The sequence below is a fragment of the Caballeronia sp. LZ033 genome, from assembly GCF_031451265.1.
Lineage (GTDB): Bacteria > Pseudomonadota > Gammaproteobacteria > Burkholderiales > Burkholderiaceae > Caballeronia.
In genome coordinates this window covers 473,885-500,462 of the sequence record NZ_JARUXQ010000004.1, presented here as the reverse complement: position 1 = coordinate 500,462, position 26,578 = coordinate 473,885, and the positions used below count along the sequence as shown (strand labels likewise).

Annotated in this window: 26 protein-coding genes; 9 read left to right on the top strand and 17 right to left on the bottom strand. The window is 64.6% G+C overall.

Going from position 1 to position 26,578, the window contains the following annotated elements; all coding sequences use genetic code 11:
- The first annotated feature begins 5 nt into the window (after positions 1-5).
- From QCE62_RS29480 to QCE62_RS29460, 5 genes are all read left to right on the top strand, one after another.
- The gene (locus tag QCE62_RS29480) at positions 6-1,883 is read left to right on the top strand and encodes an Hsp70 family protein (RefSeq protein WP_309927498.1); all 1,878 of its coding nucleotides are present in this window, start codon (positions 6-8) and stop codon (positions 1,881-1,883) included.
- Positions 1,884-4,640: an Hsp70 family protein gene (locus tag QCE62_RS29475; RefSeq protein ID WP_309926025.1), complete on the top strand. Its 2,757-nt coding sequence runs from the start codon at positions 1,884-1,886 to the stop codon at positions 4,638-4,640.
- Positions 4,641-4,788: 148 nt separating this feature from the next.
- Positions 4,789-4,947 carry a hypothetical protein gene (locus QCE62_RS29470; protein WP_309926024.1) on the top strand — a complete coding sequence of 53 codons (159 nt, stop codon included), beginning with the start codon at positions 4,789-4,791 and terminating at the stop codon, positions 4,945-4,947.
- 251 nt (positions 4,948-5,198) lie between these two features.
- Complete coding sequence (locus QCE62_RS29465) at positions 5,199-7,217, top strand: ATP-binding protein (protein WP_309926022.1); 2,019 nt, start codon at positions 5,199-5,201, stop codon at positions 7,215-7,217.
- Complete coding sequence (locus tag QCE62_RS29460; RefSeq protein ID WP_309926020.1) at positions 7,214-8,194, top strand: nucleoside hydrolase; 981 nt, start codon at positions 7,214-7,216, stop codon at positions 8,192-8,194. The genes QCE62_RS29465 and QCE62_RS29460 overlap by 4 nt, the downstream gene beginning before the upstream one ends.
- Here the strand turns inward: QCE62_RS29460 and QCE62_RS29455 are convergent.
- Entirely contained in the window at positions 8,159-8,833 is a 675-nt protein-coding gene (locus QCE62_RS29455; protein ID WP_309926019.1) for an alpha/beta hydrolase, read from the bottom strand. The two genes, QCE62_RS29460 and QCE62_RS29455, sit on opposite strands and share 36 nt — an antisense overlap.
- Before the next feature lie 82 nt (positions 8,834-8,915).
- The gene (locus tag QCE62_RS29450) at positions 8,916-9,305 is read right to left on the bottom strand and encodes an MAPEG family protein (RefSeq protein WP_309837833.1); all 390 of its coding nucleotides are present in this window, start codon (positions 9,303-9,305) and stop codon (positions 8,916-8,918) included.
- 104 nt (positions 9,306-9,409) lie between these two features.
- Between QCE62_RS29450 and QCE62_RS29445 the strand changes: the two genes are divergently transcribed.
- Positions 9,410-9,805 (top strand): DNA-binding protein, encoded by a 396-nt coding sequence (locus QCE62_RS29445; protein WP_309926018.1) that lies wholly within the window; start codon positions 9,410-9,412, stop codon positions 9,803-9,805.
- On the opposite strand, the gene QCE62_RS29440 is transcribed toward QCE62_RS29445, so the two are convergent.
- From QCE62_RS29440 to QCE62_RS29430, 3 genes are all read right to left on the bottom strand, one after another.
- Positions 9,789-10,643 carry a metallophosphoesterase family protein gene (locus tag QCE62_RS29440; RefSeq protein WP_309926016.1) on the bottom strand — a complete coding sequence of 285 codons (855 nt, stop codon included), beginning with the start codon at positions 10,641-10,643 and terminating at the stop codon, positions 9,789-9,791. The two genes, QCE62_RS29445 and QCE62_RS29440, sit on opposite strands and share 17 nt — an antisense overlap.
- Entirely contained in the window at positions 10,640-11,641 is a 1,002-nt protein-coding gene (locus tag QCE62_RS29435) for a diacylglycerol kinase family protein (protein WP_309926014.1), read from the bottom strand. Before QCE62_RS29435 ends, QCE62_RS29440 begins: the two co-directional genes overlap by 4 nt.
- 131 nt (positions 11,642-11,772) lie before the next feature.
- The gene (locus tag QCE62_RS29430) at positions 11,773-12,213 is read right to left on the bottom strand and encodes a CBS domain-containing protein (RefSeq protein WP_309926012.1); all 441 of its coding nucleotides are present in this window, start codon (positions 12,211-12,213) and stop codon (positions 11,773-11,775) included.
- A gap of 343 nt (positions 12,214-12,556) precedes the next feature.
- Between QCE62_RS29430 and QCE62_RS29425 the strand changes: the two genes are divergently transcribed.
- Positions 12,557-13,516, top strand: coding sequence for a chemotaxis protein (locus tag QCE62_RS29425; RefSeq protein ID WP_309819785.1), 960 nt, complete (start codon positions 12,557-12,559; stop codon positions 13,514-13,516).
- A gap of 130 nt (positions 13,517-13,646) precedes the next feature.
- Here QCE62_RS29425 and QCE62_RS29420 read toward each other — a convergent pair whose 3' ends face one another.
- The 3 genes from QCE62_RS29420 to QCE62_RS29410 all read right to left on the bottom strand — a co-directional run bounded on the left by QCE62_RS29420 (position 13,647) and on the right by QCE62_RS29410 (position 15,119).
- Positions 13,647-13,925, bottom strand: coding sequence for a hypothetical protein (locus tag QCE62_RS29420; protein WP_309837826.1), 279 nt, complete (start codon positions 13,923-13,925; stop codon positions 13,647-13,649).
- 320 nt (positions 13,926-14,245) lie between these two features.
- The gene (locus QCE62_RS29415) at positions 14,246-14,680 is read right to left on the bottom strand and encodes a response regulator (protein ID WP_309926010.1); all 435 of its coding nucleotides are present in this window, start codon (positions 14,678-14,680) and stop codon (positions 14,246-14,248) included.
- Positions 14,681-14,747: 67 nt separating this feature from the next.
- A complete protein-coding gene (locus QCE62_RS29410; protein ID WP_309926008.1) occupies positions 14,748-15,119 on the bottom strand; it encodes a hypothetical protein in 372 nt (123 codons plus the stop codon).
- 271 nt (positions 15,120-15,390) lie between these two features.
- Between QCE62_RS29410 and QCE62_RS29405 the strand changes: the two genes are divergently transcribed.
- On the top strand, positions 15,391-16,413 hold the full coding sequence (locus QCE62_RS29405) for a transporter (RefSeq protein ID WP_309926007.1): 1,023 nt from the start codon (positions 15,391-15,393) through the stop codon (positions 16,411-16,413).
- A 16-nt stretch (positions 16,414-16,429) separates the two neighbouring features.
- Here QCE62_RS29405 and QCE62_RS29400 read toward each other — a convergent pair whose 3' ends face one another.
- Positions 16,430-16,897 carry a nuclear transport factor 2 family protein gene (locus QCE62_RS29400; protein ID WP_309926006.1) on the bottom strand — a complete coding sequence of 156 codons (468 nt, stop codon included), beginning with the start codon at positions 16,895-16,897 and terminating at the stop codon, positions 16,430-16,432.
- A gap of 120 nt (positions 16,898-17,017) precedes the next feature.
- On the opposite strand from QCE62_RS29400, the gene QCE62_RS29395 reads away from it, so the two are divergent.
- Positions 17,018-17,599, top strand: coding sequence for a TetR/AcrR family transcriptional regulator (locus tag QCE62_RS29395; RefSeq protein ID WP_309926005.1), 582 nt, complete (start codon positions 17,018-17,020; stop codon positions 17,597-17,599).
- A 7-nt stretch (positions 17,600-17,606) separates the two neighbouring features.
- On the opposite strand, the gene QCE62_RS29390 is transcribed toward QCE62_RS29395, so the two are convergent.
- The 8 genes from QCE62_RS29390 to QCE62_RS29355 form a co-directional block, all read right to left on the bottom strand.
- On the bottom strand, positions 17,607-18,929 hold the full coding sequence (locus tag QCE62_RS29390) for a TolC family protein (protein ID WP_309926004.1): 1,323 nt from the start codon (positions 18,927-18,929) through the stop codon (positions 17,607-17,609).
- Positions 18,922-21,030, bottom strand: coding sequence for a peptidase domain-containing ABC transporter (locus QCE62_RS29385; protein WP_309926003.1), 2,109 nt, complete (start codon positions 21,028-21,030; stop codon positions 18,922-18,924). Before QCE62_RS29385 ends, QCE62_RS29390 begins: the two co-directional genes overlap by 8 nt.
- Before the next feature lie 2 nt (positions 21,031-21,032).
- A complete protein-coding gene (locus QCE62_RS29380; protein ID WP_309926002.1) occupies positions 21,033-22,265 on the bottom strand; it encodes an HlyD family efflux transporter periplasmic adaptor subunit in 1,233 nt (410 codons plus the stop codon).
- Positions 22,266-22,342: 77 nt separating this feature from the next.
- Positions 22,343-23,305, bottom strand: a complete 963-nt coding sequence (locus QCE62_RS29375; protein WP_309926001.1) for a hypothetical protein — start codon at positions 23,303-23,305, stop codon at positions 22,343-22,345.
- Positions 23,306-23,825: 520 nt separating this feature from the next.
- Positions 23,826-23,960: a hypothetical protein gene (locus tag QCE62_RS29370; protein WP_309926000.1), complete on the bottom strand. Its 135-nt coding sequence runs from the start codon at positions 23,958-23,960 to the stop codon at positions 23,826-23,828.
- Positions 23,961-24,501: 541 nt separating this feature from the next.
- A complete protein-coding gene (locus QCE62_RS29365; protein WP_309925999.1) occupies positions 24,502-24,657 on the bottom strand; it encodes a hypothetical protein in 156 nt (51 codons plus the stop codon).
- Positions 24,658-24,842: 185 nt separating this feature from the next.
- Entirely contained in the window at positions 24,843-25,355 is a 513-nt protein-coding gene (locus tag QCE62_RS29360) for a fimbrial protein (RefSeq protein WP_309925998.1), read from the bottom strand.
- Between the two features lie 76 nt (positions 25,356-25,431).
- Positions 25,432-26,544 carry a fimbrial protein gene (locus QCE62_RS29355; protein ID WP_309925996.1) on the bottom strand — a complete coding sequence of 371 codons (1,113 nt, stop codon included), beginning with the start codon at positions 26,542-26,544 and terminating at the stop codon, positions 25,432-25,434.
- Between the last annotated feature and the right edge of the window lie 34 nt (positions 26,545-26,578).

The following is a 26,578-nucleotide window of genomic DNA, read 5'->3' as shown; positions in this document are numbered from 1 at the left end:
GCGATATGAACGAAACGCGCGCCCGCTATTCGATCGGCGTCGATCTCGGCACGACGCACTGCGCGCTCTCCTACGTCGACATGAGCGCAAGCGACGGCGAAAAGACCGCGCAAGGCGTGCTGCCGGTCGCGCAGCTGACCGCGCCCGGCGCCGCCGAAGAACGCGAGCTGCTGCCCTCCTTTCTCTACCTGCCGCACCAAAACGAACTCGCGCCCGGCGACATGACGCTGCCGTGGACGCAGGAACGCCGCTTCATCGTCGGCGAACTGGCGCGCAGCCGGGGCGCGGGCACGCCCATCCGCCTCGTCTCCAGCGCAAAAAGCTGGCTGTGCCATCCGGGCGCCGATCGCCGCGCGGCCATCCTGCCCGCCGATGCCCCCGAGGAAGTCGAGCGCGTGTCGCCGCTGGAAAGCTCGGTGCGCTATCTGACGCACCTGCGGGAAGCGTGGAACCATCAGCATCCGGACGCGCCGTTCGACCAGCAGGACGTCACCGTGACGATCCCCGCGTCCTTCGATCCCGCCGCGCGCGAACTCACCGCCGAAGCCGCGGCGGCCGCCGGCTATACGCGCATGACGCTGCTCGAAGAGCCGCAGGCCGCGCTCTACAGCTGGATCCAGAAGTCGGCGGGCGGCTGGCGCAAGCAGGTGAAGGTCGGCGACGTGATCCTCGTGGTCGATGTCGGCGGCGGCACGACCGATCTCTCGCTGATCGCCGTGGTCGAGCGTGAAGGCAATTTGGAACTGCATCGCGTCGCGGTCGGCGAGCACATCCTGCTCGGCGGCGACAACATGGACCTCGCGCTCGCGCATACCGTCGCCCGGAAGCTGGCGTCGCAGGGCACGCAGCCCGATCCGTGGCAGTTGCGCGCGCTCACCTACGCCTGCCGTTCGGCCAAGGAAACCCTGCTCTCCGATCCCGCCGCCGACGCCGTGCCGCTCGTCGTGCCGAGCCGCGGCTCGAAGCTGATCGGCGGTTCGCTGCGCACCGAACTCACGCGCGCCGAGCTGACCCAGATCCTGCTCGAAGGCTTCTTCCCGCAAGTCGACGCCGCGGCGCGTCCCGTGTCGCGCGCGCGTGTCGGCCTGACGCAGCTCGGCCTGCCGTACGCGCAGGACGCCGCCGTCACGCGTCATCTGGCGGCTTTCCTCGGCCGTCAGGTGAATGCGCTTGCCGAAGTCGAAGGGCTCCGGCGCGAGGCGCCGCAGGGCGCGACGATGCTCCATCCGACGGTCGTCCTGTTCAATGGCGGCGTGTTCAAGTCGCCGCTGCTGGTGGACCGCGTGATGGCCACGCTCAATCAGTGGCTCGCCGCCGAAAACGCGCCCGCCGCACGCCTGCTCGAAGGCGCGGACCTCGACCTCGCGGTCGCGCGCGGCGCGGCCTATTACGGCTACGTCCGGCATGGCCGCGGCGTGCGGATTCGCGGCGGCACGGCGCGCGCCTATTACGTGGCGATCGAATCGGCGATGCCCGCCGTGCCCGGCCTCGAACCGCCGGTGCAGGCGCTGTGCGTCGCGCCGTTCGGCATGGAGGAAGGCACCGACGCCGCGTTGCCCGCGCAGGAATTCGGTCTCGTCGTCGGCGAGCCGGTGCATTTCCGCTTCTTCGGCTCATCGGTGCGGCGCCAGGACCAGGTCGGCACGCTGCTCGATTTCTGGCAGCCCGACGAGCTCCAGGAACTCGAAGAGATCGAGGCCTCGCTGCCGTCGGAAGGCCGCACGCCCGGCGAAGTCGTGCCGGTCAAGCTGCACGCCCGCGTGACCGAGGCGGGCACGCTCGAACTCGAAGCGATTCCGCGCGGTTCGTCGGAACGCTGGAAGGTGGAGTTCGACGTGCGCGGCGGTCCGAACGCCAGCGTCGATCAGGGCATGGGCCTGTAAGTGTCCCGTTTCAGCGTCGGCATCGATCTCGGCACGAGCAATACGGTCGTCGCGTATGCGGCGGCCGGCTCGGACGAGGTGCGCGTGTTCGGCATCGACCAGCTCGTCGCTCCGGGCGAGGTCGCGGCGCTGCCGCTGCTGCCGTCGCTGCGCTATCACTACGCGCCGGGCGAGCTTCGCAGCGAAGACCTGCACCTGCCGTGGGGCGAGATGGAAGCGGCCGCGGTCATCGGCCAGTTTGCCCGCAAGCTCGGCGCGCAGGCGCCGGGACGGCTCGTGTCGAGCGCGAAGAGCTGGTTGTCGCACGGCGCCGTGGATCGCCTCGCGCCCATTCTGCCGTGGGGCGCGGGCGACGATGTCGAGAAGATCTCGCCGGTGATCGCCAGCGCGAGCTATCTGGCGCACGTGCACGCCGCGTGGAACGAGCGCTTTCCGGACGCGCCGCTCGACGCCCAGGACGTGGTGCTGACCGTGCCCGCCTCGTTCGACGAAGGCGCGCGCGCCCTCACGCTCGAAGCGGCGCGCATGGCGGGGCTGACCTCGCTGCGCCTGCTGGAGGAACCGCAGGCCGCGTTCTATGACTGGCTGTTCCATCATCGAGCGACGCTTGGTGATGAACTTGCACAGACACGCCTCGTGCTGATCGTCGACGTGGGCGGCGGCACGACCGACCTCACGCTGATCCAGGTCGCGATGCAGGACGGCGAGCCGGTGTTGACGCGCGTCGGCGTGGGCAACCATCTGATGCTCGGCGGCGACAACATGGACCTGGCGCTCGCCCATCTCGTCGAAAGGCGGCTGACGGGCGATACCGCGCGGCTTTCGGCGGCGCGCATGGCGGAACTGGTCGAACGCTGCCGGGCCGCCAAGGAACAACTGCTCGGCAAGGACGCGCCCGCGTCCGTCGCGGTGACGCTGCTGGGCGCGGGCTCGAAGCTGATCGGCGGGGCGCGTTCCGTCGAGATCACACGCGACGAGATCGGGCAGATCATCGTCGATGGCTTCTTCCCGCAAGTCACCGCGAGCGACCGGCCGGGGCGTGCACGCGGCGGTCTGGTGGAATTCGGCTTGCCCTATGCAAGCGATCCGGCCATCACGCGGCACGTCGCGGCCTTTCTCGGCCAGCACGCGGGCGAGGCGCGCAAGGCGCTCGACCTGCCCGCCGACGCCCTCGCCATTCCCGACACGCTGCTGCTGAACGGCGGCGTGTTCCGCGCCGGGCCGCTGTCGCGGCGCATCGCCCGGACGCTGTCGGACTGGCGCGGCGCGTCGGTCAACGTGCTTGAAAACGCCGATCCCGATGTGGCCGTTGCGCGCGGCGCCGTCGCCTATGCGCTGGCGCGCTCGGGGCATGCGCCGAAGATCGGCGGCGGCTCGGCGCGCAGCTTCTTCCTGTTGCTCGACAACGCGCCCGACAGCACGCGCGGCGTCTGCGTGCTGCCGCGCGGCACCGAGGAAGACCAGCCGGTGCATCTCGCCGATCGCACCTTCGCGCTGACGCTCGGCGCGCCGGTGCGGTTCCACCTGGCGTCGTCGGTGGCGGAGACGGCCTGGCAGGCGGGCGAACTTGTGGACCTCGGCGCATCGGCCGACTTCGTGCGGCTGCCGCCGATCGCCACCGTCATCGATGCGCACGCCGGCGACCCGGCCCGCCCCCGCGACACCGCCGTGCAGCTGACGACCTCGCTGACCGAAGTGGGCACGCTGGAGATGCACTGCATCGCCGTCGATGACCCGTCGAAACGCTGGCGGCTCGAATTCGAGCTGCGCCATGAGACGTCGCCGGCCGAGCCGGCGGGCGCGGTCACGCATCCGGCGCTGCCGAAGGCTGTCGAACTGATCGACCGCACCTTTGGCGCGCGTTCGCAGGACGTCGGCCCGAAGGAAGTGAGGCGCCTGCGCGCGCAGCTCGAACACGCGCTCGGCACGCGCGATACCTGGGACATCGCCCTGCTGCGCGAGCTCTTCGGCGCGTTGTTCGAGCGCGCGAAGAAGCGCCGGCGCAGCGCCGATCACGAACGCCTGTGGCTCAACCTGACGGGCTTCTGCATGCGGCCGGGCTTCGGCCATCCGCTCGACGACTGGCGCGTCGAGCAGCTATGGACGCTGTTCGACCAGGGCATCCAGTACAGCAACCAAAGCCAGATCTGGTCGGAGTGGTGGACGCTGTGGCGGCGCGCGGCCGGCGGGCTGTCCGAAGCGGCCCAGCTGCGGTTGCTGGACGACATGGCTTTCGTGCTCCAGCCGCCCGGCACGAGCCGTTACCGCCGTGCGGCGGGCGCGGCGCGCGCGGGCTACGAGGACATGGTGCGGCTCGCGGCGTCGCTCGAACGCGTGCCGGTGGAACGCAAGATCGAGGTCGGCGAATGGCTGCTCACGCGGCTGAAGAAGCCTTCCGAGAACATCCAGAGCTGGTGGGCGCTGGGGCGGATCGGCGCGCGCCAGCCGTTCTACGGCAGCGCGCACGGCGTGGTGCCGCCCGATGTCGCTGCACACTGGCTGGACGCCCTGCTCGCGCTCGACTGGAAGAAGGTCGATCCCGCCGCGTTCGCCGCCGTGCAGATCGCCCGCATGACTGGCGACCGCTCGCGAGATCTCCCCGACGAGACGCGCGCCGCCGTCATCCAGCGCCTCGAAGCGATGAACGCGGCGCAGTCGTGGATCGCGATGGTCCGCGAGACGGTGGAACTGGATCGCGCGGACGAAGGCCGTGTGTTCGGCGAGACGCTGCCGGCAGGGCTCAAGCTGCTTCGTTGAACTGCTTCGTTGAACCGCTTCGGTGGGAGCAAGACCGAAATGCTTCGTCATCAGAAGCGTTTTCAGCCGCGCCAGGTCTTGAATAGCGGCGGAGCGCCGCCTATGGTTATCAGTGTGTCGATCCGGACACGTCCTGAAGGAGGTCATCATGCCATCCCCACGCAAGGCTTCAGCTCAGCAACCCGCCGAAACTGAAATGTCGAGCCGCAAGAAAACGGCCGGCACCAAGGCATCGCCCGCCAAGGCCGCAGACGCAAAAGAGATGCAGGTCACCAAGCGCACCACCAAGGCAAAACCGAAGTCCTGAGCGGTCATCGCACGATCCGCCCTCTTCATCGCGCGGGGGGCATTTCCTGTGGCTATCCTTCGACACGGCGGGCGCGGCCTTCGCGGCGCTCGCTGTTCGACCCCGCCGGTTCCTGCCTGATCCCCCGATACCCCGCCTGAAAAGACCCATAAAACCGCAATATTTGCCGGATATAACGGTTGTTGGCTAAAAAAAGGCGTATTGGTATGACTGCATTGTCCTAAAGTAGAGTCCCCCATCCCAGAGCGAGCATGAAGATGGCCGTACCGCAACGCGCCGCCGGCGTGCGTACCCCAGGAGTGCTGTCCGCGGCCGCCCGCGAAGCCGTAGCGAGCCTGGTGCGCAATCTCGCGATCCCGGCGCCGTTCTCCGATCCCGCTCTCGAGGCCCAGTTCCTCGAGGATCACAGTCAGCGCTTCTGCGCGTTCCGGCGCGCGTCCGCGCTGCTCGCGCTCGTCATCTGGACGTGCTTCCTCTGGTGGGACTTCAGCTTCGTGCGCGGCAACAAGGCGCTCAACGTGCGCCTCGCCGACATCCTCGCGCTGCGTTTCGCGGGCGTCGCGCTGCTGATTTTCGTCGGCGCGCTGGTGCTCCGGCCGTCGTTCCGCTCGCATGCGAACGCGCAGCGCGTCATCCTCACCGGCATCTACGGCCTGCTGTGCCTGATCCTGACGATGGTCGCGATCACCCCCGCGCCCTATAACTACACGCAGTATTTCATCGGCCTCTATCTGGCGCTGTTCTTCCAGTTCAGCTTCTTCTACCTGCGCTCGCGCGTCGCGCTGATGGCCGGCGCCATCACGATGGCCTCGGTCGTGCTGTGCCAGATCACGATCCACCTGCTCAACACCGAGGACTTCTTCGCCGGCCTGTTCTATATGTTCAACGTGCTGATCGTCGGACATGGCGTCTGCACGCACGCCGAGCGCGTCTCGCGCGAACGCTACAGCTCCGAGCGCGCGCTGGCCTCGCTGAACGACGAACTGCGTGCCGCCAACGGCTCGCTCGGGCGCAAGAACCGCGAGCTGGAGATTTCCAAGAAGGATCAGGAAAACAAGACCAACGCGCTGCTCGCGCTGCGCGAACAGCAGATGATCGCGGCGCAGACCGCGAGCCGCGACAAGTCCAACTTCCTCGCCGCCGCGACCCACGACCTGCGGCAGCCGATGCACGCCCTCAACCTGTTCCTGCAGGCCGCCGCCGAAGCCATTCGCAACGGCGAGTTCGACCAGGCCGAGCGGCTCATCAACGATTGCGGCCGTTCCTCCGTGATCCTCGCGCGGCTGCTGAACGCGGTGCTGGATCTGTCGCGGCTGGAATCGGGACGGGTCGTGCCGCGCTATCACGTGTTCGACGTGCGGCAGATCGTCGAGGAAGCCGCCGAGCAGTTGCGGCCGTTCGCGACGAGCCGGGGCGTCGAGCTGCGCCTGCGGCTGCCGAAGGAAGAAGTGGTCTGCGTGCGCAGCGATGCGCACTGGCTCGGGCGCGCGGTCGCCAATCTGGTCTCGAACGGCATCAAGTACGCGGACGCCAGCAAGTCGACCCGGCCGACCGTGATCGTCGGCGTGGTGCGCTCGGCCACGCGCGCGCGCATCGACGTGCTGGACAACGGCATCGGCATTCCCGCCGATTATTTCGACGCCATCTTCCAGCCGTTCTTCCAGGTCGACAATCCCGAGCAGGATCGCGACAAGGGGCTGGGCCTCGGACTGTCGATCGTCAACGCGGTCATGTCGATGCTCGACCAGCATCGGATCGAACTCAAGTCCACCGAGGGACGCGGCTCGCGCTTCTCGCTGGAAATGCCGCTGTGCGGGCCGTCGCAGGACAAGCCGTCGGCGCGCGCGCCGGCACGCTCGGAAGCGGCCGAAGCCGCGCAGCTGAAGGGGCGCTACGTGCTGCTCGTGGAAGACGACGGGCTCGTGCGCGCCTCCACGGAAGCGCTGTTGTCCCAGTGGGGCGTGCTGTTCGATTCGGCGGCGACCTTCGAGGAATACGAGGACATCCTGAGCGACATCGAGCGTTTTCCCGATCTCATCATTACCGATTTCCGTCTGCGCGACACCCGCACTGCCCGCCAGGTGGCGATGCTCGGCGCCGCGAAGCTCGGCCGGCCGTGTCCCGTGCTCGTGGTGACCGGCGAGCCGGCGGCCTGCATCGTGCCGCTCGCCTGTGACCAGGACGTGCTGAGCAAGCCGGTCAGCCCGGCCGAACTGCGGCGCGGCATGCTCGCGCTGCTGCCGCTTCACGAGACGGCGGACGCCGCATGACGCTGCACAAGATCATCTACGACACCGATCCCGGCATCGACGACGCCATCGCGCTCGTGTTCCAGGCGCTGCATCCGGATATCGAACTGGTGGGCATCACGAGCGTGTTCGGCAACGCGGATATCGACACGACCACCGCCAACGCGCTCTATCTCGCGCAGCGCTTCGCGCCGGGCGTGCCGGTCGTGCGCGGCGCGGCGGCGCCGCTGCGGCGGCCCGCGCCCCTGCCGATTCCGCATATTCATGGCAAGGACGGGCTTGGGGAGATCGAGCGGGATGGCGGTTCCGGGAAAGAAGACGGGCGGGAAGCGCATCGCTTCATGGTCGAGACGGTGCGGGCGCATCCCGGCGAGATCACGCTGCTCGCGGTCGGGCCGCTGACCAATCTCGCGCTCGCGCTGCAACTGGATCCCGGCATCGCGACGCTGGTGCGCGAGGTCGTCGTGATGGGCGGCGCGTTCGGCATCCATGGCGCGCTCGGCAACGTCACGCCGGCCGCCGAGGCAAACATGCACGGCGATCCCGATGCCGCCGACATCGTGTTCGGCGCGCCCTGGAAGGTGTCGATTGCCGGACTCGATGTGACGCACGAAACCGTGATGACTACCGCTTTCCTGGCCGCGCTGCGCGACAACGCCGGCGACGCGGGCCGGTTCGTGTGGGACGTGTCCCGCTTCTACGAGCGCTTTCATGCGGAGGAAGGCGTCACGGGCGGCATCTACGCGCACGATTATTCGGCGGCGGCCTTCGTCGTGGCGCGCGAATGCTACGTGACGCGGCGCGGCCCGGTGCGTGTGCTGACGGAAGGCATCGCCGCCGGCCTCACCGTGCAGAAGCCCGCTTCGATGCACGCGCCCGCGCCCGAGTGGGACACGCGTCCGGCCTGCGACGCATGCATCGGCGTGGATGCGGACGCCGTGCTGGAACTCTTCGCCGCGACCTTAAGCAACCAGGCGCGCGCCGAGCCACTGGCGTAGCGCCTCGACTTCCTCCATGCAGACCGAGTGCGGCATCGGGTAGGCATGCCATTCGACGTCGCAGCCCTGCTCGCGCGCGAACTCGCAGGCCTGTTCGCCGAGGCTCGGCTTCAGGACGTCATCGAAGGTGCCGTGCGCGGCAAAGATCGGCACCGTGCGGTTCGCCTCGCTCAAGGCTTCGCCGATCAGCCCTTCCGACGGAATGTAGCCCGACAGCACGATCAGCCCCGCGAGCCGCTCCGGATGCGTGAGGCCGGCGTGATACGTCATCGCACCGCCCTGCGAGAAGCCCGCCAGGAAGATGCGTTCAGTGGGAATGCCGCGCGCGTTCTGTTCGGCGATCAGCTCGCGCACCCGCGCCACCGATGCCTCGATCCCCGACTCATCCACACGCCGGTTCACGCCTTCGAAGGACAGGATGTCGTACCACGCGCGCATCACATAGCCGTTGTTCGCGGTGACGGCGATCTCCGGCGCGTTCGGAAACACGAAGCGGATGGCGGGGGCATCGGCGAGGCGCAGCTCAGGCACGAGCGGGATGAAGTCGTTGGCATCGGCGCCGAGGCCGTGCATCAGGATCACGGCAAAGCGCGGATCCGGCGCGGTTTCGATCTCGATAGTGGCGGGTTGGTCGGTCATTGATCGGCACTCCATGGCTTGAATACGCGGGCTGCCTGGATGCGCTGCTGGGCAGCGGGACAGCGGGACAGCGGGACAGCGGCTAGACGATCGGCACGAGAATCTGCACGATCCCCACGATGGACACCAGCCACACGAGCGAGCGCACGAACGGCACACCCGCCACGTATAGCGGCACGTACACCAGGCGCGCGACGAAGTAGGCCAGCGCGCCGTAATGCGTCAGGACGTTCTCGCGCCCGGTCACGTGCACGATCAGCACTGCGATGGCGAAGATCGGCAGGGTTTCGAAAAGGTTCGTCTGGGCCCGCAGCAGCCGCCCGGAGAGCCTGCCGGGCGGCCGTGCGGGAGCGTCGCGCGGGCCGGCGTTGTAGCGCAGCCCCACTTCGCGGCTGCGTACGAAGGCTGGCAGCAAGACTTGCACCAGCGCGAGCACGAGTGTCCATGCCAGCATCGTCAGTTCGAAACTCACGGCGCCTCCATCGATGAATGCCCGGAATGGGTCGCGCCATCATGCCATCGCGATCCGCGAGCGTGTTACCTTGAATACGGTCCGGCTCTACTCGTCCCGTCGTCATGCATGCATTGACCCTCCGCCTCTCGCCCGGCTGCGACCTGCGCGCCGCGCTCGATGACGCCTTCCAGTCGCGCGGGCTTTCGGCGGCGTTCGTGCTGCAGGGCATCGGCAGCCTGAGTGTCGCGCGGATCCGTTATGCGGGCCGCGACGACATCGCCGCGTTGCAGGGCGATCTGGAAATCCTGACGCTGGCCGGTTCGCTTTCCGCGCAAGGTCCGCACCTGCACATGAGCATCTCCGATGCCGACGGCCGGGTCATCGGCGGGCACGTCGCGCCGGGCTGCATCGTGCGGACGACGGTCGAGCTCGTCGTCGCGCATCTGCCCGAAGAGCGCTACACCCGCGAACCCGATGCCATCACCGGCTTCGCGGAACTGGTCATCCGGGCTGGGTGACGACGGCCGGCGGCAGCACGCCGTCGAGCGCCAGATCGTGCCGCGCGATCATCTCGAACGCGCCATGCGTCTCCGAATAGTCCCAGCGTTCCACCGTGGTCCGGCGCTCACCGCTTGCGGCGGCGTCATGACGGATCAGGTTCACCGAATTGTCGATGGTGCCGCGCGTGCGGCTCGACAGCGCCGTGCCCGCCTGCACCGCCCACATGCGCCGGGGCAAACCGGCGAAGGTATCGTGCAGCGGCAGGACATAGGGCAGATGGATATGCCCGCCGAGAATCAGGTCCGCGCCCGCGCGCGCCCAGCGCGTCACGGCGCGCTCGCGTCCGTGCAGCAGGTTCGTCTCGTCCTGCGCGCGCGTCACGGCCACCGGCTGATGGGTGACCACCACGCGCAACTGCGCCGGCTGTTCGGCCTGCGCCGCTTCCAGCCGTGCCGAGACGCGCCGGATCTGCGCCATCGACACTTCGCCGTCCTTGTGCCGCCAGGGACGCGTCGTGTTGACGCCGAGCACCAGCAGCGCCGCCGATTCGAAGCTCGGCTCGAGGTCCGCGCCGAACGCGCGCTGATGGTTGGCGTAGGGAGTGCAGAGACGCGCGAGCGGATTGAACAGCGGAATGTCGTGATTGCCCGGCACGACGAGCGTGGGCGTGGCCCCGAGCCTATCGACGAACGCCCGCGCGGCCGCGAACTGGCTGCGGCGCGCGCGCTGCGTGATGTCGCCCGACAGGACCACGAGATCGGGCGGCAACGTTTCGATCAGATGCAGCAGCGCGGCGACCACCGCAGGCCGTTCGGTGCCGAAATGAGGATCCGATATCTGCAACAGCAAGGTCATGAACGATTCGCTTCCGCCACCTCGGGCTCGGGTTTGAGCAGGAGCAGCGGCCGGTCGGACACGCGGAATTCGAGCGGCAGTTGCAGCCGCGTGATCTCGCCATCGGTGGCGATCTTGACGAGCTTGCGCTTCTTCGACGGATGCGTCACCACGATCCGCTCGAAGGTCAGGCTCGTCACGTGATCCGAATCGGCGAGACGCCCCGCCGCGCCATGCAGCGACAGCCACAGATGCATCAGCCGTCCGACCGGCCGCGGCGCAAGCGCTGCGAGCAAACCCTGTTCCAGTGCGCGCGCGGCATCGGGCATGCCGATCTGCTCCATTTGCAGCCGGTTGTTGGCGACGAAGAGCGTCGATGAGCGCAACTCGGTCGTGCAGCCTTCGTGTTCGAGATGCAGGCGCAGATGGCGGTGCGGCTTGAGCATCGTATACAGCGCCGACCACAGCGCCACCAGCCGGCTGCGGCCGAACTGCTGCTTGTAGGTTTCGCGGTCTTCGAGCAGGCGCGGATAGAGCCCGAGGCTCGCGTTGACGAGAAACATCCGTCCGTTGGCGAAGCCGGTCTGCGTCGGATACGCGCGCGCGGCGAGCAGCAGTTTCGTGGAGGATTCGAGGTCGGCGGGAATGCCGTGATCGCGGCTGAAATAGTTGAAGGTGCCGCGCGGCAGCACCGCGAACGGGCAGCCGGCGTCCAGCGCCGCGTGCGCGACGGTGCAGAGCGTGCCGTCGCCGCCCGCGCCGACGAGCACGCCGTCCTGCGCGCGCGCCGCGTCTGCCGTTTCACGCGCGACGGCTTGCAGCCGGCGCGGATCCTCGACGACGCGCAGTTCGAAGCGGCGCCCCGCCGCGCCGAGTTCGCGTTCCAGTACGGCGCGCGTTTCGTCGACGAGCTTGCGGCCGGAACCCGCGTTCATCACGATGAAGAACGGCGCGTCAGGAGCGAGGGTGATGGCCGTTTCGGCCGACGTGACGGATGGGGATGCAACGGTAGGGGTCATCGGCAGCGCTCCTCGCGGTTTCGTTGCGATTCCCGTGCGCGATGGACACGGCGAACCGCCGCGCGCCTGATGCGCAGGTGCGCGGCGGCTTGCCGATTATAACGAATGGCTTACAGTCCGGATGCGGCAGCTTACGTGTGTTCGCCGCGAATGTAGTACTCGAGCTGCTGGATGGTGTACTGCTGCTCGGCCATGATGTTTTTCACCAGATCGCCGATCGAAATCATGCCGACCAGCTTGCCGCCGTCGATCACCGGCAGATGGCGCATGCGCTTTTCGGTCATGAGCGCCATGCAGTCGTCGGTGGTCTGGTCGGGGCGCACGTAGCGCACCTGCGACGTCATGATGTCGCGCACCGGCGTCTGCTTCGACACGCGGTCCATCAGGACGACTTTGCGCGCATAGTCGCGCTCGGTCATGATGCCGACGATCTCGTCGCCCTCGGTGACGATCACCGCGCCGATATGCCGGTCGGCCATCATCTTGATGGCATCGAAGACCGATGCCGTGGCGGCCACCGTAAAGACCGTCTGGTCGGGTTTCGAACTCAGTACCTGTGCGACTGTTGCCATCGAGCGCCTCCGACTGGCTTCGCGCGGTCTGCCGGCGCATCGTGCCGGCGTGGTGCGCATTGTTGTACGCGGAAAACGATGCTGTCTCTGGGCGACGGTCTTGTTGTGCGCCTTTCAAGAGCCTAAAGCCTTGCGCGCGACGCCCTCATCGGCATTAACCCGACCATTCGGAAAAAAGTATAGATCAACGATGTGACGCGCCGCCTGCATCGTGCAAAGGCCGCGCACCGTCTTCCTTCAGTTTCCGCGACGCGTGCCGCTATTCAGACACCCGGCGGAAATCATCGCCGGATGCGGCATACAGGACGGCAACGCGGCGCGACGCGCCACTCAGGGAGAACAGGTGAGCACTTCACAACAGGATATCGAGCAGCGCGTGCGGCTCGCAGGCAGCAACATGTTCGAATTGCTCCTTTTCAGGCTCGGCGAGGCGCCGGGCTCGGAGCAGCGCGAACTGTACGGCATCAACGTCTTCAAGGTCCGCGAGATTCTCGCGATGCCGTCGATCACGGCCGTCGCCGGATCGAGCGAAGAGATTCTCGGCGTCGCCGATATCCGCGGCCAGATCATTCCGGTCATCGATCTCGCGCGCATCACCGGTTGCCGTCCGAAGAACGGTCCGAAAATCCTGCTGGTCACCGAATTCGCGCGCACGACGCAAGGCTTCGCCGTCGAGGAAGTCGACGATATCGTGCGGCTCGAATGGAATCAGGTGCTGTCGGCGGAATCGCACTCAGGGGGCACCGCCGTGACGAGTTTCGCGCGGCTGGACGGCAACGTCGACGGCTCGCGCCTCGCGCAGGTGCTCGATGTCGAGCGCATCGTGCGCGACGTGCTGCCGGGACAGACCTCCGACATCACCGAGGCCAGCACCGGCCGCCTGCAACTGAGGCCGGGCGCACGCGTGCTCGCCGCCGACGATTCCGGCGTGGCGCGCGCGCTGATCGAGCAAAGCCTGACCGCGATGGGCGTGCCGTTCGTCATGACGAAGACCGGCCAGGAAGCGTGGAACGTGCTGGAAGCCGCGCTGAAGAAAGCGCAGAAGGAAGGCACCGAAGTCGCCGATCAGATCGCGCTTGTACTCACCGATCTCGAAATGCCGGAGATGGACGGCTTCACGCTCACGCGCCGCATCAAGGCCGAGAGCGGCCTGATGCACATTCCGGTGGTGATCCATTCGTCGCTGTCCGGTTCAGCGAACGAACAGCATGTGCGCAAGGTCGGCGCGAATGCCTATGTGTCGAAATTCGAGGCGTCCGAGCTGGCCAGCGTGATGCGCGGCGCCCTCGCCCGGGCCGCGTGACGCCGGCCTGAACAGCGTTTCCCAAAACGATCGGCGCCCGCTGGTGCAGACCTCGTGAGTCTGCGCCGCCGGGCGCCGAAATTCATTCAGACCGTCAGCCTGGCCGGTACGCCAGGCTTGACCGGTTCGATCAGTGACCGAAGAAAACCGATTGCGCGTTGTTGTTGCTCGATTGGGCGCGATTGCCCGATTGAGCCAGCGATTCACGCGAGCCGCCGAAAGCGGTCGTGTTCACGCCGTTGGCGTTTTCCTGAGCGGCGATGGCTTGTGCGCTCGGGCCTTGCTGCGAAGCGGGCGCGCCGACAGCCGGACGGTAGAACGGAGCCGGACCGTAGCCGCTTGCAAACGCGGGGGCGGCGACAGCGGCGGAAACAGCGATAAGCAGGGTAGCGAGAAGATTGCGTTTCATGGTGTGTGCTCCAAAGACGGTTGACGTTCAATCAGAAAGCGCCGCAGCGGTCTTGCGAGAAACTGTCTGCTACGTCGATGGAATGCAGTGTATACCCCTACTATCGCTTTTTTATCCCCATTGGTTTCAATACAGTTTTCGTGGAATGCCAACAATCGCTGGCCGCACAATCGTGCTGAAACCGCGCAGCGGCTCGCAGCGTAAGGGATTGAAGCCGGAATAGATGTTCTGTCACCGCACGCTTCATTCGGCGGGGACGGAACAATATTTAGCGCACGAGCGTGCGTTAAAAACGTTGGCGCACGTGATTTCCGGCGTTATCAGTGAACGACCAGCCGCTCGATCAGATGCACCAGCGCGCCGGGCGGGTTGCCCTTCTGGCAATAGCCGTCGAAACCTGCGGGCAGCCCTTGCGGCCGCACGCTTTCCTCGCCGAGCGCCGTGAACGCAATGATCACCGCATCCCGCGTATGAGCGATACGCCGAAGCACGCGCGCGGTTGCGTAGCCATCGTGTTCGGGCATGGTGATGTCGAGAATGACGACATGCGGCACCCAGTGATCGACGGCGTGCAGCGCGTCCACGCCGGAGAGCGCGAAGCGCGTGTCGAAACCGTCCGAGATCAGCGCGGCAGAAAGCGCTTCGGCGCTGAAGGCGTTGTCGTCGACGACCAGGATGCGCCACTGGTCGCGATCCACGTCGACATTACGGCGCGACCACAGGGCGCAATGGGGGGAATGCAGGGAAACGGACATGAGCCAGTCGACGGATTCGTATGCCCGCAGTGCAGCACGAATCGAGCCCGGCCCAGGCGGAAAGCATTCAGGCGGTGTCGTCGTTGGCGGACGGTGCGGCCTTGTCGTCCTTCTTGCCCTTGCGTTTCTTGCCGGACGCTGCCGCTTCGGTGTCGCGCAGGCGAGCGTTGGCCTCGACCAGCGATGCGGCGTCGCGCTGGCGCAACACGAGATCCAGCTCGCCGAGCGCGCCCAGCAGCGCCGCCTGCTCGGCGTCGTCCAGCAGCGCACCGCTCTGTGTCACGCGCCGCGCCTCCTTGTCGAGACGCTTCAGGAGTTTCGCGCCGAAGCGCGTATCGATGGCGCTCTCGCGCGTCAACGTCCCAATGACCGATGCCAGCCGGATGAGTCCTCCGGCGGTAGTCTGAGTCGCGCCGTCCAGATCGTCGTGGTCTTCCAAAACCTTCTCCCCAAGTTGGCGCGCGGCGCCCGGTGCGCGGCCGGCCCGATGCGGACGCCGCATGAGCGCCCGTCTCCGGTCCGGCGATGATACGCCGCCAATATGACAGTCATTATTTGCATGTACCGATGCACTCACCATGATCGTTTCACGGTCGTCACGCGTTACGATCCCGATTCGGGGCGCGACCGATGGCACACTACTGCGTGGCGTCCGCCGCGGCGCCTGTCGCAGACACGCAGATCGCCCCAGAACCGCAACCGAATCCCGCATGAATCCCGCTACCCTGCAAAGACCGCCTTACGGCTCCGATTTCTCCGGCCTCGTCTGCGGCTTTCGATTCCACGTCGATCAGCCCGGCGAACCGATCGATGCAGAGGCCGCGAGCGCATGGCTCGCCCGCGACGACACGACCAAGGAGTTCGTCTGGCTGCATTTCGATCTGGCGAACAGTGCGTGCGAACGCTGGATGCGCGGCCGGCTCGACTTGCCGGACGCGTTCTTCGACACGCTGCACGAAGGCTCGCACTCGACGCGCCTCGAGCATCACGAGGGCGCGCTGTTCGCGCTCATCAACGACGTGATGTTCAACTTCGAACTGACGCCTTCCGAGATCGCCACATTGTGGGTTTATACGCACCAGAAGCTGATCGTGACCGCGCGTCTCAAGCCGTTGCGATCGGTCGACTCGTTGCGTGAATCGGTCAGGCGCGGCGAGGTCTTCCGCTCGCCGGCCGAATTGCTGGCGCATCTGCTGCGCGATCAGGCCGACCTGCTGGTGCAGATCGTGCGGCGCACGAGCGTCGAGGTCGATGGACTGGAAGACCGCTTTCTGTCGATGCGCGGCACCGAGATGCGCACCGACCTCGGTGGACTGCGCCGCGTGCTGGTCCGGCTGCAACGCCTGCTCGCGCCGGAACCCGGCTCCGTGTTCCGGCTGCTTGCCCGGCCGCCGCGCTGGCTGCATGCCCAGGACATTCAGGACCTGCGTGACGCCACCGAAGAGTTTTCACTCGTGCTCAACGATCTCGCGGGTCTGGTCGAGCGCATCAAGCTGCTGCAGGAGGAAGTGGGCACGCGCATGGACGAACAGAGCAACCGCACACTGTTCACGCTGACGCTCGTGACCGTGCTGGCGCTGCCGATCAATATCGTCGCGGGCTTCTTCGGCATGAATGTCGGCGGCATTCCGCTCGCCGAGAATCACCACGGCTTCTGGCTGCTCGTGGTGATCGTCGCGAGTTTCACCGCGTTGGCGGGATGGTGGGCCTTCCGGCGCCGCCGCAACGGCTGAGCGTCTCAAGGGCGCGTCAGAAGCCCAGGTTGCTCAGGCCCGGATGCTCGTCGGGACGACGGCCCAGCGGCCAGTGATATTTCCGGTCCGCTTCCTTGATGGGCAGGTCGTTGATCGACGCATGACGATGCGTCATCAGCCCCTGCTCGTTGAATTCCCAGTTCTCGTTGCCGTAGCTGCGATACCAGTTGTTGGCATCGTCGTGCCATTCATACGCAAAGCGCACCGCGATGCGGTTGCCCGTGAAGGCCCACAGTTCCTTGATCAGGCGATAGTCCAGCTCGCGCGCCCATTTGCGGCGCAGGAACGCCACCACTTCCTCACGTCCGTTCGCGAATTCGGCGCGATTGCGCCAGCGTGTATCCGTGCTGTAGGCGAGCGACACACGCTCCGGTTCACGCGTGTTCCATGCATCTTCCGCGAGACGCACTTTCAGACGGGCCGATTCTTCATCGAACGGCGGGAACGGCGGCTTGCTTTCCATGACGATTCCTCCTGTAAACAGAACAGCGGCAGACAATTGACAGATTCGCGCCTGGTAGACAAGTCTGTCTCCTCCGACGCACTCTAGCGCAGGTAGACGAACCTGTCTACAATCGCCGGCATGAATACGGCAGCCTCCCTGATCGAGTTTCCGGAACTCACGCCCGATGCGCGCATTCTCCAGACCGCGCATGATCTGTTTTATCGCGACGGCATTCGCGCCACGGGCATCGACCGCGTGATCGCCGAATCAGGCGTCGCGAAGAAGACGTTCTATCGTTATTTTCCGAGCAAGGACGATCTGATTGTCGCGTTCCTCGAGTTCAGGCACGACAACTGGATGAACTGGTTCAAGGACGCGCTGCAACGGCACGGCGGCACGCTGGCGGCGCTGGTGCCGGCGCTGGCGGAATGGTTCGGCGCTGAAAGCTATCGCGGCTGCGCGTTCATCAACTCGGTGGTGGAAATCGGCGGCACGTTGCCGCAGGCGGTAGAGATCGCGCGACGGCACAAGCGCGACATGACGTCCGCCATTCGCGCACTCATGCCGGCCGCGCGCACCGCCAAAGCCGACGCGCAGGCGCTCGCCGTCGCAGTGGACGGCGCCATTGTCGCCGCGCAGTTCGCCGACTCGCCCGCGGATGCGTTGAAGGCGCTCGCGCGCCTGGTGCGCGCGGTGAAGCGCGGCACCAGCGCGGAATGAAGCAGTCTTAGCGGGAAGACACTTCGGGCGAGCCGCCCAGCAGCGCGTTCATCGAATCGATGTCTTCCATGCTCAGCGTCGCCACGTCCGCCTTGAGCCGCAGGAACGCAACCAGCGCCTCATAACGTGAACGCAACAGGTCGCGCTTCGCGGTATAGAGCGTGTCGATGGCGCGCAGGACGTCCGTGCTCGCGCGGCTGCCTACCTTGAAGCCGACCGTCGTCGCCTGCAGCGACTCGTCTGCCGTCGCGACGAGATGCGTCAGCGATTCACTGCGAATGCGTTCACGCACATAGCGCGCGTGGTCATCGCGCGCGGCGGCTTCGGCCTGCACCGAGGCCGCGTTGAAGGTCTGCTCCGCCTTGTCCTGCTGCGCGAGCGACTGCTTCACCCGCGCCTGGATCTCGCCTCCCGAGAACAGCGGAACCTGCACCTGCAACATGCCGACGGTGGTCGTGGTCGGACGCGAATAGCCGCCCGCCGCGCCCGCCGGCGTATAGCTGCCCGTCACGCTGACCACCGGATAGCCGGCCGCGCGCGCCTTCGCGGAATCGAATTGCGCGATCTTCCAGCCCAATTCTTTCGACTGCACTTCATACGCGCTCGTCTTCGCCTGCTCGGCCCAGGCTTCCTGCCCCTCCGTGAGACCCGGCGGAGTCATGCCGGCGGGCAACGGCGTCAGCGCCACGAACGGCTGTCCCGTCGCCTGCTGCACCGCGCGACGCTTGACGCCCAGTTCCTCTTGCGCGTCCATTGCCTGCAATTGCGCCTGTTCACGCGCGGCGTCGATTTCGCGTTCGTCGATCAGCGTCGCCTCGCCCGCCGCGCGCTTGCGGCGCACCTGATCGCGCTGCGCCTCGATGGCCTTCAGATACTCGCCCGAGCGCTTCACTTCGTCTTCCGCGGCGAGTTCGTCGAAGTAGGCACGCACTGCGCGAAGGATGGACTTCTGCTGCGCCGCGGCCAGATCGACGGCCCCTTGCGCAACGATGTAATCCGCCTGCCGATAGGCCGTCCACTTGCTCCAGTCGAACAGCGGCTGCGTGATGTTGACCATCCAGCCGCTCTGCCAGTAGGTCTGCCGCGGATAGGGATCCATGTCGATACGGTTGTACGCGCGGCCCCAGCCGCCGGTGATTTGTGGCAACAAGCCCGCGCGTGCGATCGGTACCGACAGCTTCGCGGCCTCGTAGGCAGCGCGGGCCTGGCCCAGCTCCGCGTCGTAATCGAGTGCTTGCTGCACGACCGTGGAAAGATCGTCGGCTTGCGCCAGATGGGTGGTTCCGAGCAGCACGAGCAGCGCCGTTGCGCCCAAGCCTCGCTTAAGCATAGGCGGCCTCCTGCTCAGCGCCGGCGTCTTCGCGCACCAGCGCGCCGTCTTCGAAGCGATAGCGGATGTCGAACCACGATGCGAGCGACATGTCATGCGTGATCACCACCACCGTGCGATTGAGATTGCGCAGCAGCGTGGCGATATGCTGTACGGACACCGGATCGAGATTCGAGGTGGGTTCGTCAAGCAGCAGCACCTCGCGCTGCTGATACAGCGCCCGCGCCAGCAGCAGACGCTGACGCTGCCCCGCCGAGATGTTCGCGATGGTGTCGCTGATGACCGTGCGTGTGCGCATCGGCAGCCGCATGACGTCCGGCAGCAGACCGACGTCGTCGAGTATCGCGTGGACGCGATCCTCGTCCGTCTGGCCTGCGAACAGTGTGATGTTGTCGGCGATGGAACCATGCAGGATGATGTCGCCCTGCCGCATGTGCGCCTGATGCCGGCGGATTTCATCGACGGCGAGATTCGGCCACGCGATGCCGTTCAACACGATCTGCCCGTCCTGCAGCGGCTCGGCCGCCGACAACAGCTTGAACAGCGTCGACTTGCCGCTGCCGGACGGTCCGGTGATGACGATCTTGTCGCCCTTGCTGATCCGGAAACTCGCATCGCGCAATACCGGCTGATCCGAAATGCCGTACTTGAAGGTCACGTTGCGCACGTCGATGCAGTCGAACTGACGCACTTCCGTTGCGCGTTGCGTATCGGGCAGCGGCGTATAGCGCTCGTTCTCGCATTCGACGATGTCGTCGACACGCGCCGTCGGCACACTCAGCATGAAGTACTGGAACATTGCGCCGATGGCGCTCGCGAGCCGCTCCGACATCAGCGACTTGTAGATCAGGAACGAATAGAACACGCCGACCGAAATCTTGCCGCCCAGCATGAGGCGCGCCGCCATCCAGGTGATGACGAGCGTGTCCGCATAATTGACCAGCTTGAGAAAGCCGTCGCGCCGGCAGGCCAGGCGGCTGCTCTGCAACAGGGCCGAGGCATAGGCCTTGAACAGCGTCATGTGAATGGCCGTGCGGCGCGTCTCCCCCTGAGCCAGCTTGAGCAGCGACGCGGCGCGGATGGTCTCGATCAGCGAATCGTCGCAACGCGCGGAGGTTTCGAGCACGAGCGCGTGAGTGTCGCGCATCGCCGGGTACATGCTCAGCGCGATGAGCACATACAGCGCGAACACCGCCAGCGCGATGAACGTGAGCTGCGCGCTCTGGATCAGCATCAGTACGAGCGCCAGCACGCCGACCGCCAGATCGATGTGCAGCGTAATGGCCGAACGCGTGGCATACGCGCTGATTTCATCCTGCGCCTTCACGCGGGCGAAGACATCGCCGACGTGACGCTTCTCGAACCACGACATCGGATTGCGCAGCAGATGACGCACGACACCTTCCGTCGAGTTGATCTGCGTGAGGGTATAGAGCAGTTCGGTCAGATACTTCTGCACGTACTCGCTCAGCGCGCCCAGCAGGAAGATGCTGGCGAAGCTCATGATGAGCACGTTCAGCAGGTTGCGATTGTCCGCCGCAACGACATGGTCCAGCGTGAGATTGCCGAAGTACGGCATCGAGAGAATGGCGAACTGGCTGCCGAGCGCGACGAACAGCACCTTGGCCGTCTGCCGCTTCAGTTGCGGACTGAAGGCGCGCACGCGCTTCAACGCTGCCGGCACGCGCGACTTCGCGCGGATGCGCGGCATCTCGGGTGTGGGCGAGAACTCGAGCAGGAAGCCGGAAATGGCTGAGCGGAAGGTATCCATCGACACGCGCCGGCGGCCGGTGGCCGGATCGAGGATGCTGATATAGCCGCGGCTCACCTTCTCGAACACGACGAAGTGCGCGCCGCCGAAGTGCAGGATCGAGCCCTTCTTGACTTCGGAAAGATGCGACGGGTCGAAGCGATACGCCTGCACCGCCAGGCCAAAGTCCACGGCCACGTCGTACAGGTCCATCAAGCTCAGGCCGTTCGCGGAGATGGGCTTGTAGGCGGACAGCTCGCGCACTTCCGTCGCGCGGCCGAGATGCGACAGCACCATCGCCAGGCACGCGTAGCCGCATTCGGCTACTTCATTCTGATAGATCACTCGCACGTTCATCCCCTCAACATTCGAAACAGTGGCGCCAACACCCATTCGGCAATGCTTCTGCGCTCCACGACGATGCTCGCGGTCGCGCGCATGCCGGGAAGAATCGCGAAATGCTGACCTTCGAAGTCGAAGGTATTGCCGCGCAGCGTGGCCCACGCGAGATAGTCGCCTTCGCTGTCCGAGCCTTTCGAGCCGGCGGTCTGCTCCGGGTCGGGCGTGCCCGGCGTGCCCTGGTTGCTGGGCGGGCTCGCGGGCAGCACGGTGGTTCCCGAAATGGAATCGATGCGCGCCTCGTAGGTGCCGAACTTGGCGTAGGGAAAGGCGTCGAACTTGAGCCGCACGAGCTGACCTTCGCGCACGAAGCCGCGACGCCGCGACGGAATGCTCAGCGCGACACGCAGCGGCCCGCCCTCCTTGGTCGCGATGACCAGCGCGACATCGCTCGTCGACAACATGCGTCCCGCCACCAGTCCCGAGAACGTCACCACGCCGCCCTTCGGCGCGGACACCGTCGCGTCCTGGCGCTGCTGCTCGTAGCGGGCCTGTACGTCCTGGATGTCGCGTGCGCGGCGCGCGTCGAGCTCGCCCAGTTGCGCGGCGAGATCGGCCTGCGCACTGCGCGCGGCGCCGATCTCGCCATTGAGCTGCTGACGCCGCGCCACGATCTGCGACACGCTCGCCTTGCCCTGATGCACGTCGGCGCGGGCTTGCTCGACCTTGTCGGCGGTCACGTACTCCGCCACCGAATTGAGCCGCGTCAGACGCTGCTGATACTCGCCGACCAGCTGGCTGGTCTGAGAGATCTGGGCATCGAGCGCGGCCAGTTCTGCACGGCGGCTCGCTTCCGTGGTCCGCGATGCCGCGCGCTGCGCATTCAGTTGCGCGCGGCGTTCGCTGTACTGGGCGTCGATGGCGGCGATCTGCGCCTCGCGCATCTGCTGATCGAAGACCTGGCGGCGCAGGCCGTCGGTGCTCAGCGAGAAGTCGCGTTGCAGGCGGAACAGCGGCGTGCCCGGCACCACCTCTTGCGACGGACGCACATAGATGGAAGAGACGAGCCCCGACAAGCCTTGAATCTTGACTTCGGAAGGCGACATGATTTCGCCCGATACGTCCTGCTTGAGTTCAATCTGATGCAGGAACGAAAAGGTCACCGCGACGATCGTGAAAGCCGAAGTGGCATACGCAATCCAGCGCCAGGGCACGTCCCTGAAGTGAGGAAGATCAGTTGGTTGCATGGAGGATTGAGCCTGCGGTGCGCGTGTTGAGTGCGCGGCGTTGGCCTGCGCACGTATTGTTGGAGTGGCCGGCTGCGTCAGTGGGCAGGCGCGAACGCGTACATGGCCGGATAGCCCGCCGGCAGCCACTGCTCGTAGTTTTCGAGTAATGCGGTTTCGATGTAGTCCGCGAGCGTCTGAGGCGCGGTGGACACGGTGAGGTCCAGCGGCTCGAATGCACGGAGACTGAAACGTCCGCGCGCGAAACGCAGGTAGAAGGGCACCATGCGCGCGCCGAAAGTTTCCCCCAGCCGGAAGATGCCGTTATGAACCCGCGCATCCTTGCCGAACATCGTGACGCGCGCGGTCTGCATGGGATAACGATGCATGGTGAAAGGCGGCACGTCGGCGAACAGGACCGCGACGCCATCGCGCTTCAGTGAGCGCGCCACGCGCACGCCGAGGTTGTTGCGATGCGCGTCTCCGTAGGTGTACAGCACCTTGATGCCCGGGATGAGGGCGTGATCGTCGCCGTATTGATTCTGGATGACGCCCGATACCACCGCCATGGATTCGAGCCCGAGCAGTTGCCCCACGCGCTCGACCACCGCGATGTTGGCGTATTGGGAGACATAGTGGAAAGGCGAGAGGAACACGGGCTTCTCGGGCGCTTCGCGTCGCAAGGTTTCGACGCGTTGCGCCAGTTCGCAAGCGATGGCGTCCAGATCTGGCCAGACTTCCTGCCTTTTGAGCTGGCGACCGAAATGAAGACGTTGATCGACGAAGTTTTCCAGCTTGGCGCCAGAGACTGCGCGCTGCGCCTGGGACTCAGGCAAGCCGAGTACGTCCCTTCCGATCTCCGCGCGAATCCTGCCGCTGGCGTGGACCTCGGAATTGAACAGGCTGTGCAGCGTCCAGGCCGTTTTGGCCACAGGTTCAAGCCAGGCCGCGGGAATCCGACCGACCACCGCACGACGCAACGAATGCCTTGCGCGCGCCAGAGAGTGTCGAACCAAAAAGTTAACCGTAGCCATGTGAATTTGCCCCGTAACACGATTCACAAGAAAACGGACCCCGGAAGGTCCGCTTTCTTATCGAGCTTCTTCCTGTACCGACCGGCGTAGGCCGGTTAGCGGCTCACTTCTTCAGATAGACCGTGACATACGTGACGTTGGTTGCCGCGGCTTGCGACCGGCTGGCCTTGCAGCCGCCAGCCACGTCCGACAGGTTCAGCTCGTTGCGTGCGATTTTTTGCATTTTGGTTTCCTCTATTGAACAGTGATGCGATTTCTCGTAGAGCGCGCCCTGCTCGCCGGCAAACCGGGCAGTGCGCGCTTGATACAGCGTCAGCTGACACCGGCGAGCGGTGTCGGGCGTGACTTAACCCACGCGAACGGTGACGTACGTGACGTTGGTTGCGGCAGCGCGTGACTGGCTAGCCTTGCAGCCGCCGGCGACGTTCGACAGGTCGAGCTCTTTGCGTGCGATTTTTTGCATTTTGTTTCTCCTTCGAATGACATGGACAGACTGAAGTTGAACGCGCCTTGGTCCGGTGAACGGATTGCGACGCGCCTTGCTGACTTACATCGACAGCGTGATATTCACGTTCGTGGTCGAATACGATGCCGAGCTGGAGCTCGAGCCCCCGCCGCCGCCCTTCGCCGTACCACCTGCGATTTGCGACTTGATGAGTGCGTTGCGGTCAATCTTCTGCATTTAAAAACCTCTAATAAAAAAAGTAAGCACCGGAGATAAAGGCATGCGTTTGTAGGTACGACTGCTTCAAACCAACCTTATCGCCGGTGATTGAATTATAGGTTTCCAACCGGATAACGGTTATGCATCGATATAAAGTTACAAAAATGTCGCCTTAAAATTAAATCAGGACGCAAATATTAATCCAACTCCTATAATCCATCGCACGGATTTATTGATTAATCCGGCTCTTATTTACGGCCCCTCATGATGCTTTGACTAGCTTTTCTATCCCTCTACGCGGCCTTTAGCTGTTTGACGCTTGCGGCCATAGTCGTTCATGGCTGGCGCCCTCCAGATTCCGGGTCGTTCCGCCAAAGCTTGAAGACGCCGCGTCATGATTGTGGAGCGCGGTATCATGGCGCCAAATTAAAAAGGCTGATTTCATGCAGACATGAAATCAGCCTTGAAAAAACAATTACCTGGTTACTTGTCCAGGGTACTATCGAGGTGGGTTTTCTACCCCCTGATTAACGGCCCCGACGCGCGCACTCACTATCTCTCAGGTTACCGAAATAGAGAATGCGCCAGTTTTACCATTTCCCTTCGAGATACTCGCGTTGATCGTAATATTAGTCAATGATGAACTGATGCTCGAACTGCTTGCACCTCCGGCAAAATTCACATTAGCCAGATCTTCACGGTTAATCTTTTCCATTTTTGAACTCTTTTTTAAAAAAACCCGTAGTTGTTCGAGCGCTCGGTCCATGCATCAAGGATGGCCGCGTCGTGCTCGATCCCGATCAATGACTCAAAGTCAGTACTTGTTTCTCACCGACAATTGAGTCTAACGACATCTCAGGAGGCTGATCAATCCTCCGTTTTCTTAAATCTGCTGAACGATCAGTTGTAAGTGAAGTTCACCGTTGCAGTTGCAGCCACGGTTCCGGCTGTCAGTGCCCCCAGTTTGTAGAATTGTGCAACCATCGGGATGGTCATCTTATTGGTTGCGTCCACAAGGCCGAGCGTCATTGCACTGCCCAGTGTGATAGCGGTTCCCGTGGTGTCCCCAACCGTACTCGCCTTGAGCAGCTGCACGCCCACCTTTCCGGCGTCGCCCGTGTTCTTGAGAACGCTGGTAACCGTATCCGACGTTCCGTTGACCGTCATGGCGACGTTGGTGCCTGCTACACAACTCTCAAGATTGATCTGAAACGCCGTGGGATTCTGAGTGGTGCCAGTAAAGTCAGTGATCTTCACTGTTCCCAGATCGATCGTCTGATTGACGTACGCCGCATTCACCGTACAGGTGGGAAGAATGATCTTCCCGGTGAAGTTGAGTGTAGCGTCGGCCGCCCATGTGGACGCCGAACATAGCATCATCGCACCTGCGATGATGGATCTTGTCTTGTGCATCTTGATAAAACCTCCTCGATAAAAGCCTCGCCCGCCGCCCTCGCGACGAACATCCCATGTTCACTGCGTGACCAGGTTACTGATACTGCACGGTCATCAACAGTGTCGCGTTTGCCGTACCCGGACTGATTGCGCCAATACGGAAATAACTAGCCTTCATTGAAAGGCTATAACTGTTCGCCTTGGTTCCGTCGAAACCATTCAGCGGCATGTAGGTCGCCAGTGGAAGAACCGCGCCCGTGCTGTCGTACAACTGAATGCCTACACCGCCTGCCTGCGACGTTCCGCTGTCCAGCGCCACGACATTGCTGTATCCGGACACCAGGCGGTCGGGCGAGATGGGATCAATCCTGTATTGAACGCTATGGATCAATCCGGAAAGGCTGGCTGGATCGGTGCTGTCCGCCACGCCCGCGGGACAATTGTTGAAGGCCAGGTTGAATGATCTCGACTTGCTTGATGGAGCGCCAAGTCCCGGGAAGTCGGCCGGTGTTTGCGTACCCATATCCACATTGACATCAGGCGTCTGGCAGGTCAGAACGGTGATGATGACGGGCGTCATGTCGAAATTGATGACCCCCGCGGAAAAATCCAGGTTTCCAGGGGGTTGCGTCTTCAGTGCGGACTCCCACGAGAATGCCTGCGCGAGTTGGCCGCTCACTGTTCCGGGCGTGACACTTCCGATCTTGACCAGCGACCCGATCAATTGCCCACCATTGTTTACGGCGGTGCCGTTCTGATTCCATTGATAACCCAGTTGCGGAAAGCCAAACGGCCCACGTGTTCGGCCGTTGGTATAGATCACGCCGCCCAAGGCCATCCCCACGCCTGGTACATTTGTCGCATAGACGGGAAAAGAGACGCCGTTATAAGAGCGGGTGTACGACGTCGGCGTAGTGGGGATAATTCCCGCCGCTTCGAAGTCGGTTCCCGTGAACCAGCTTTCCGACTGATTGCACGTCCAGTAATTCGTAGTTAATGGAGTGGACACCCACCCCGTCAACGGTGATCCGTTCGGCAGATCCCGCGCCACTGCCACTCTGGCCGGAAAATTCAGCGTATAGAGCCAAGGCGGATTCGAATGGCACGACGCGGTTGCCCACACATGCCCGGGCGAAATAGCCAACACGCCAACGCAATACAACACACAACGGATCCACGCCCGCACCGCTCTTCCCATCACTCTCATGTTCTGTCCTTCGTTGAATTGGAGCGCGCCAGAC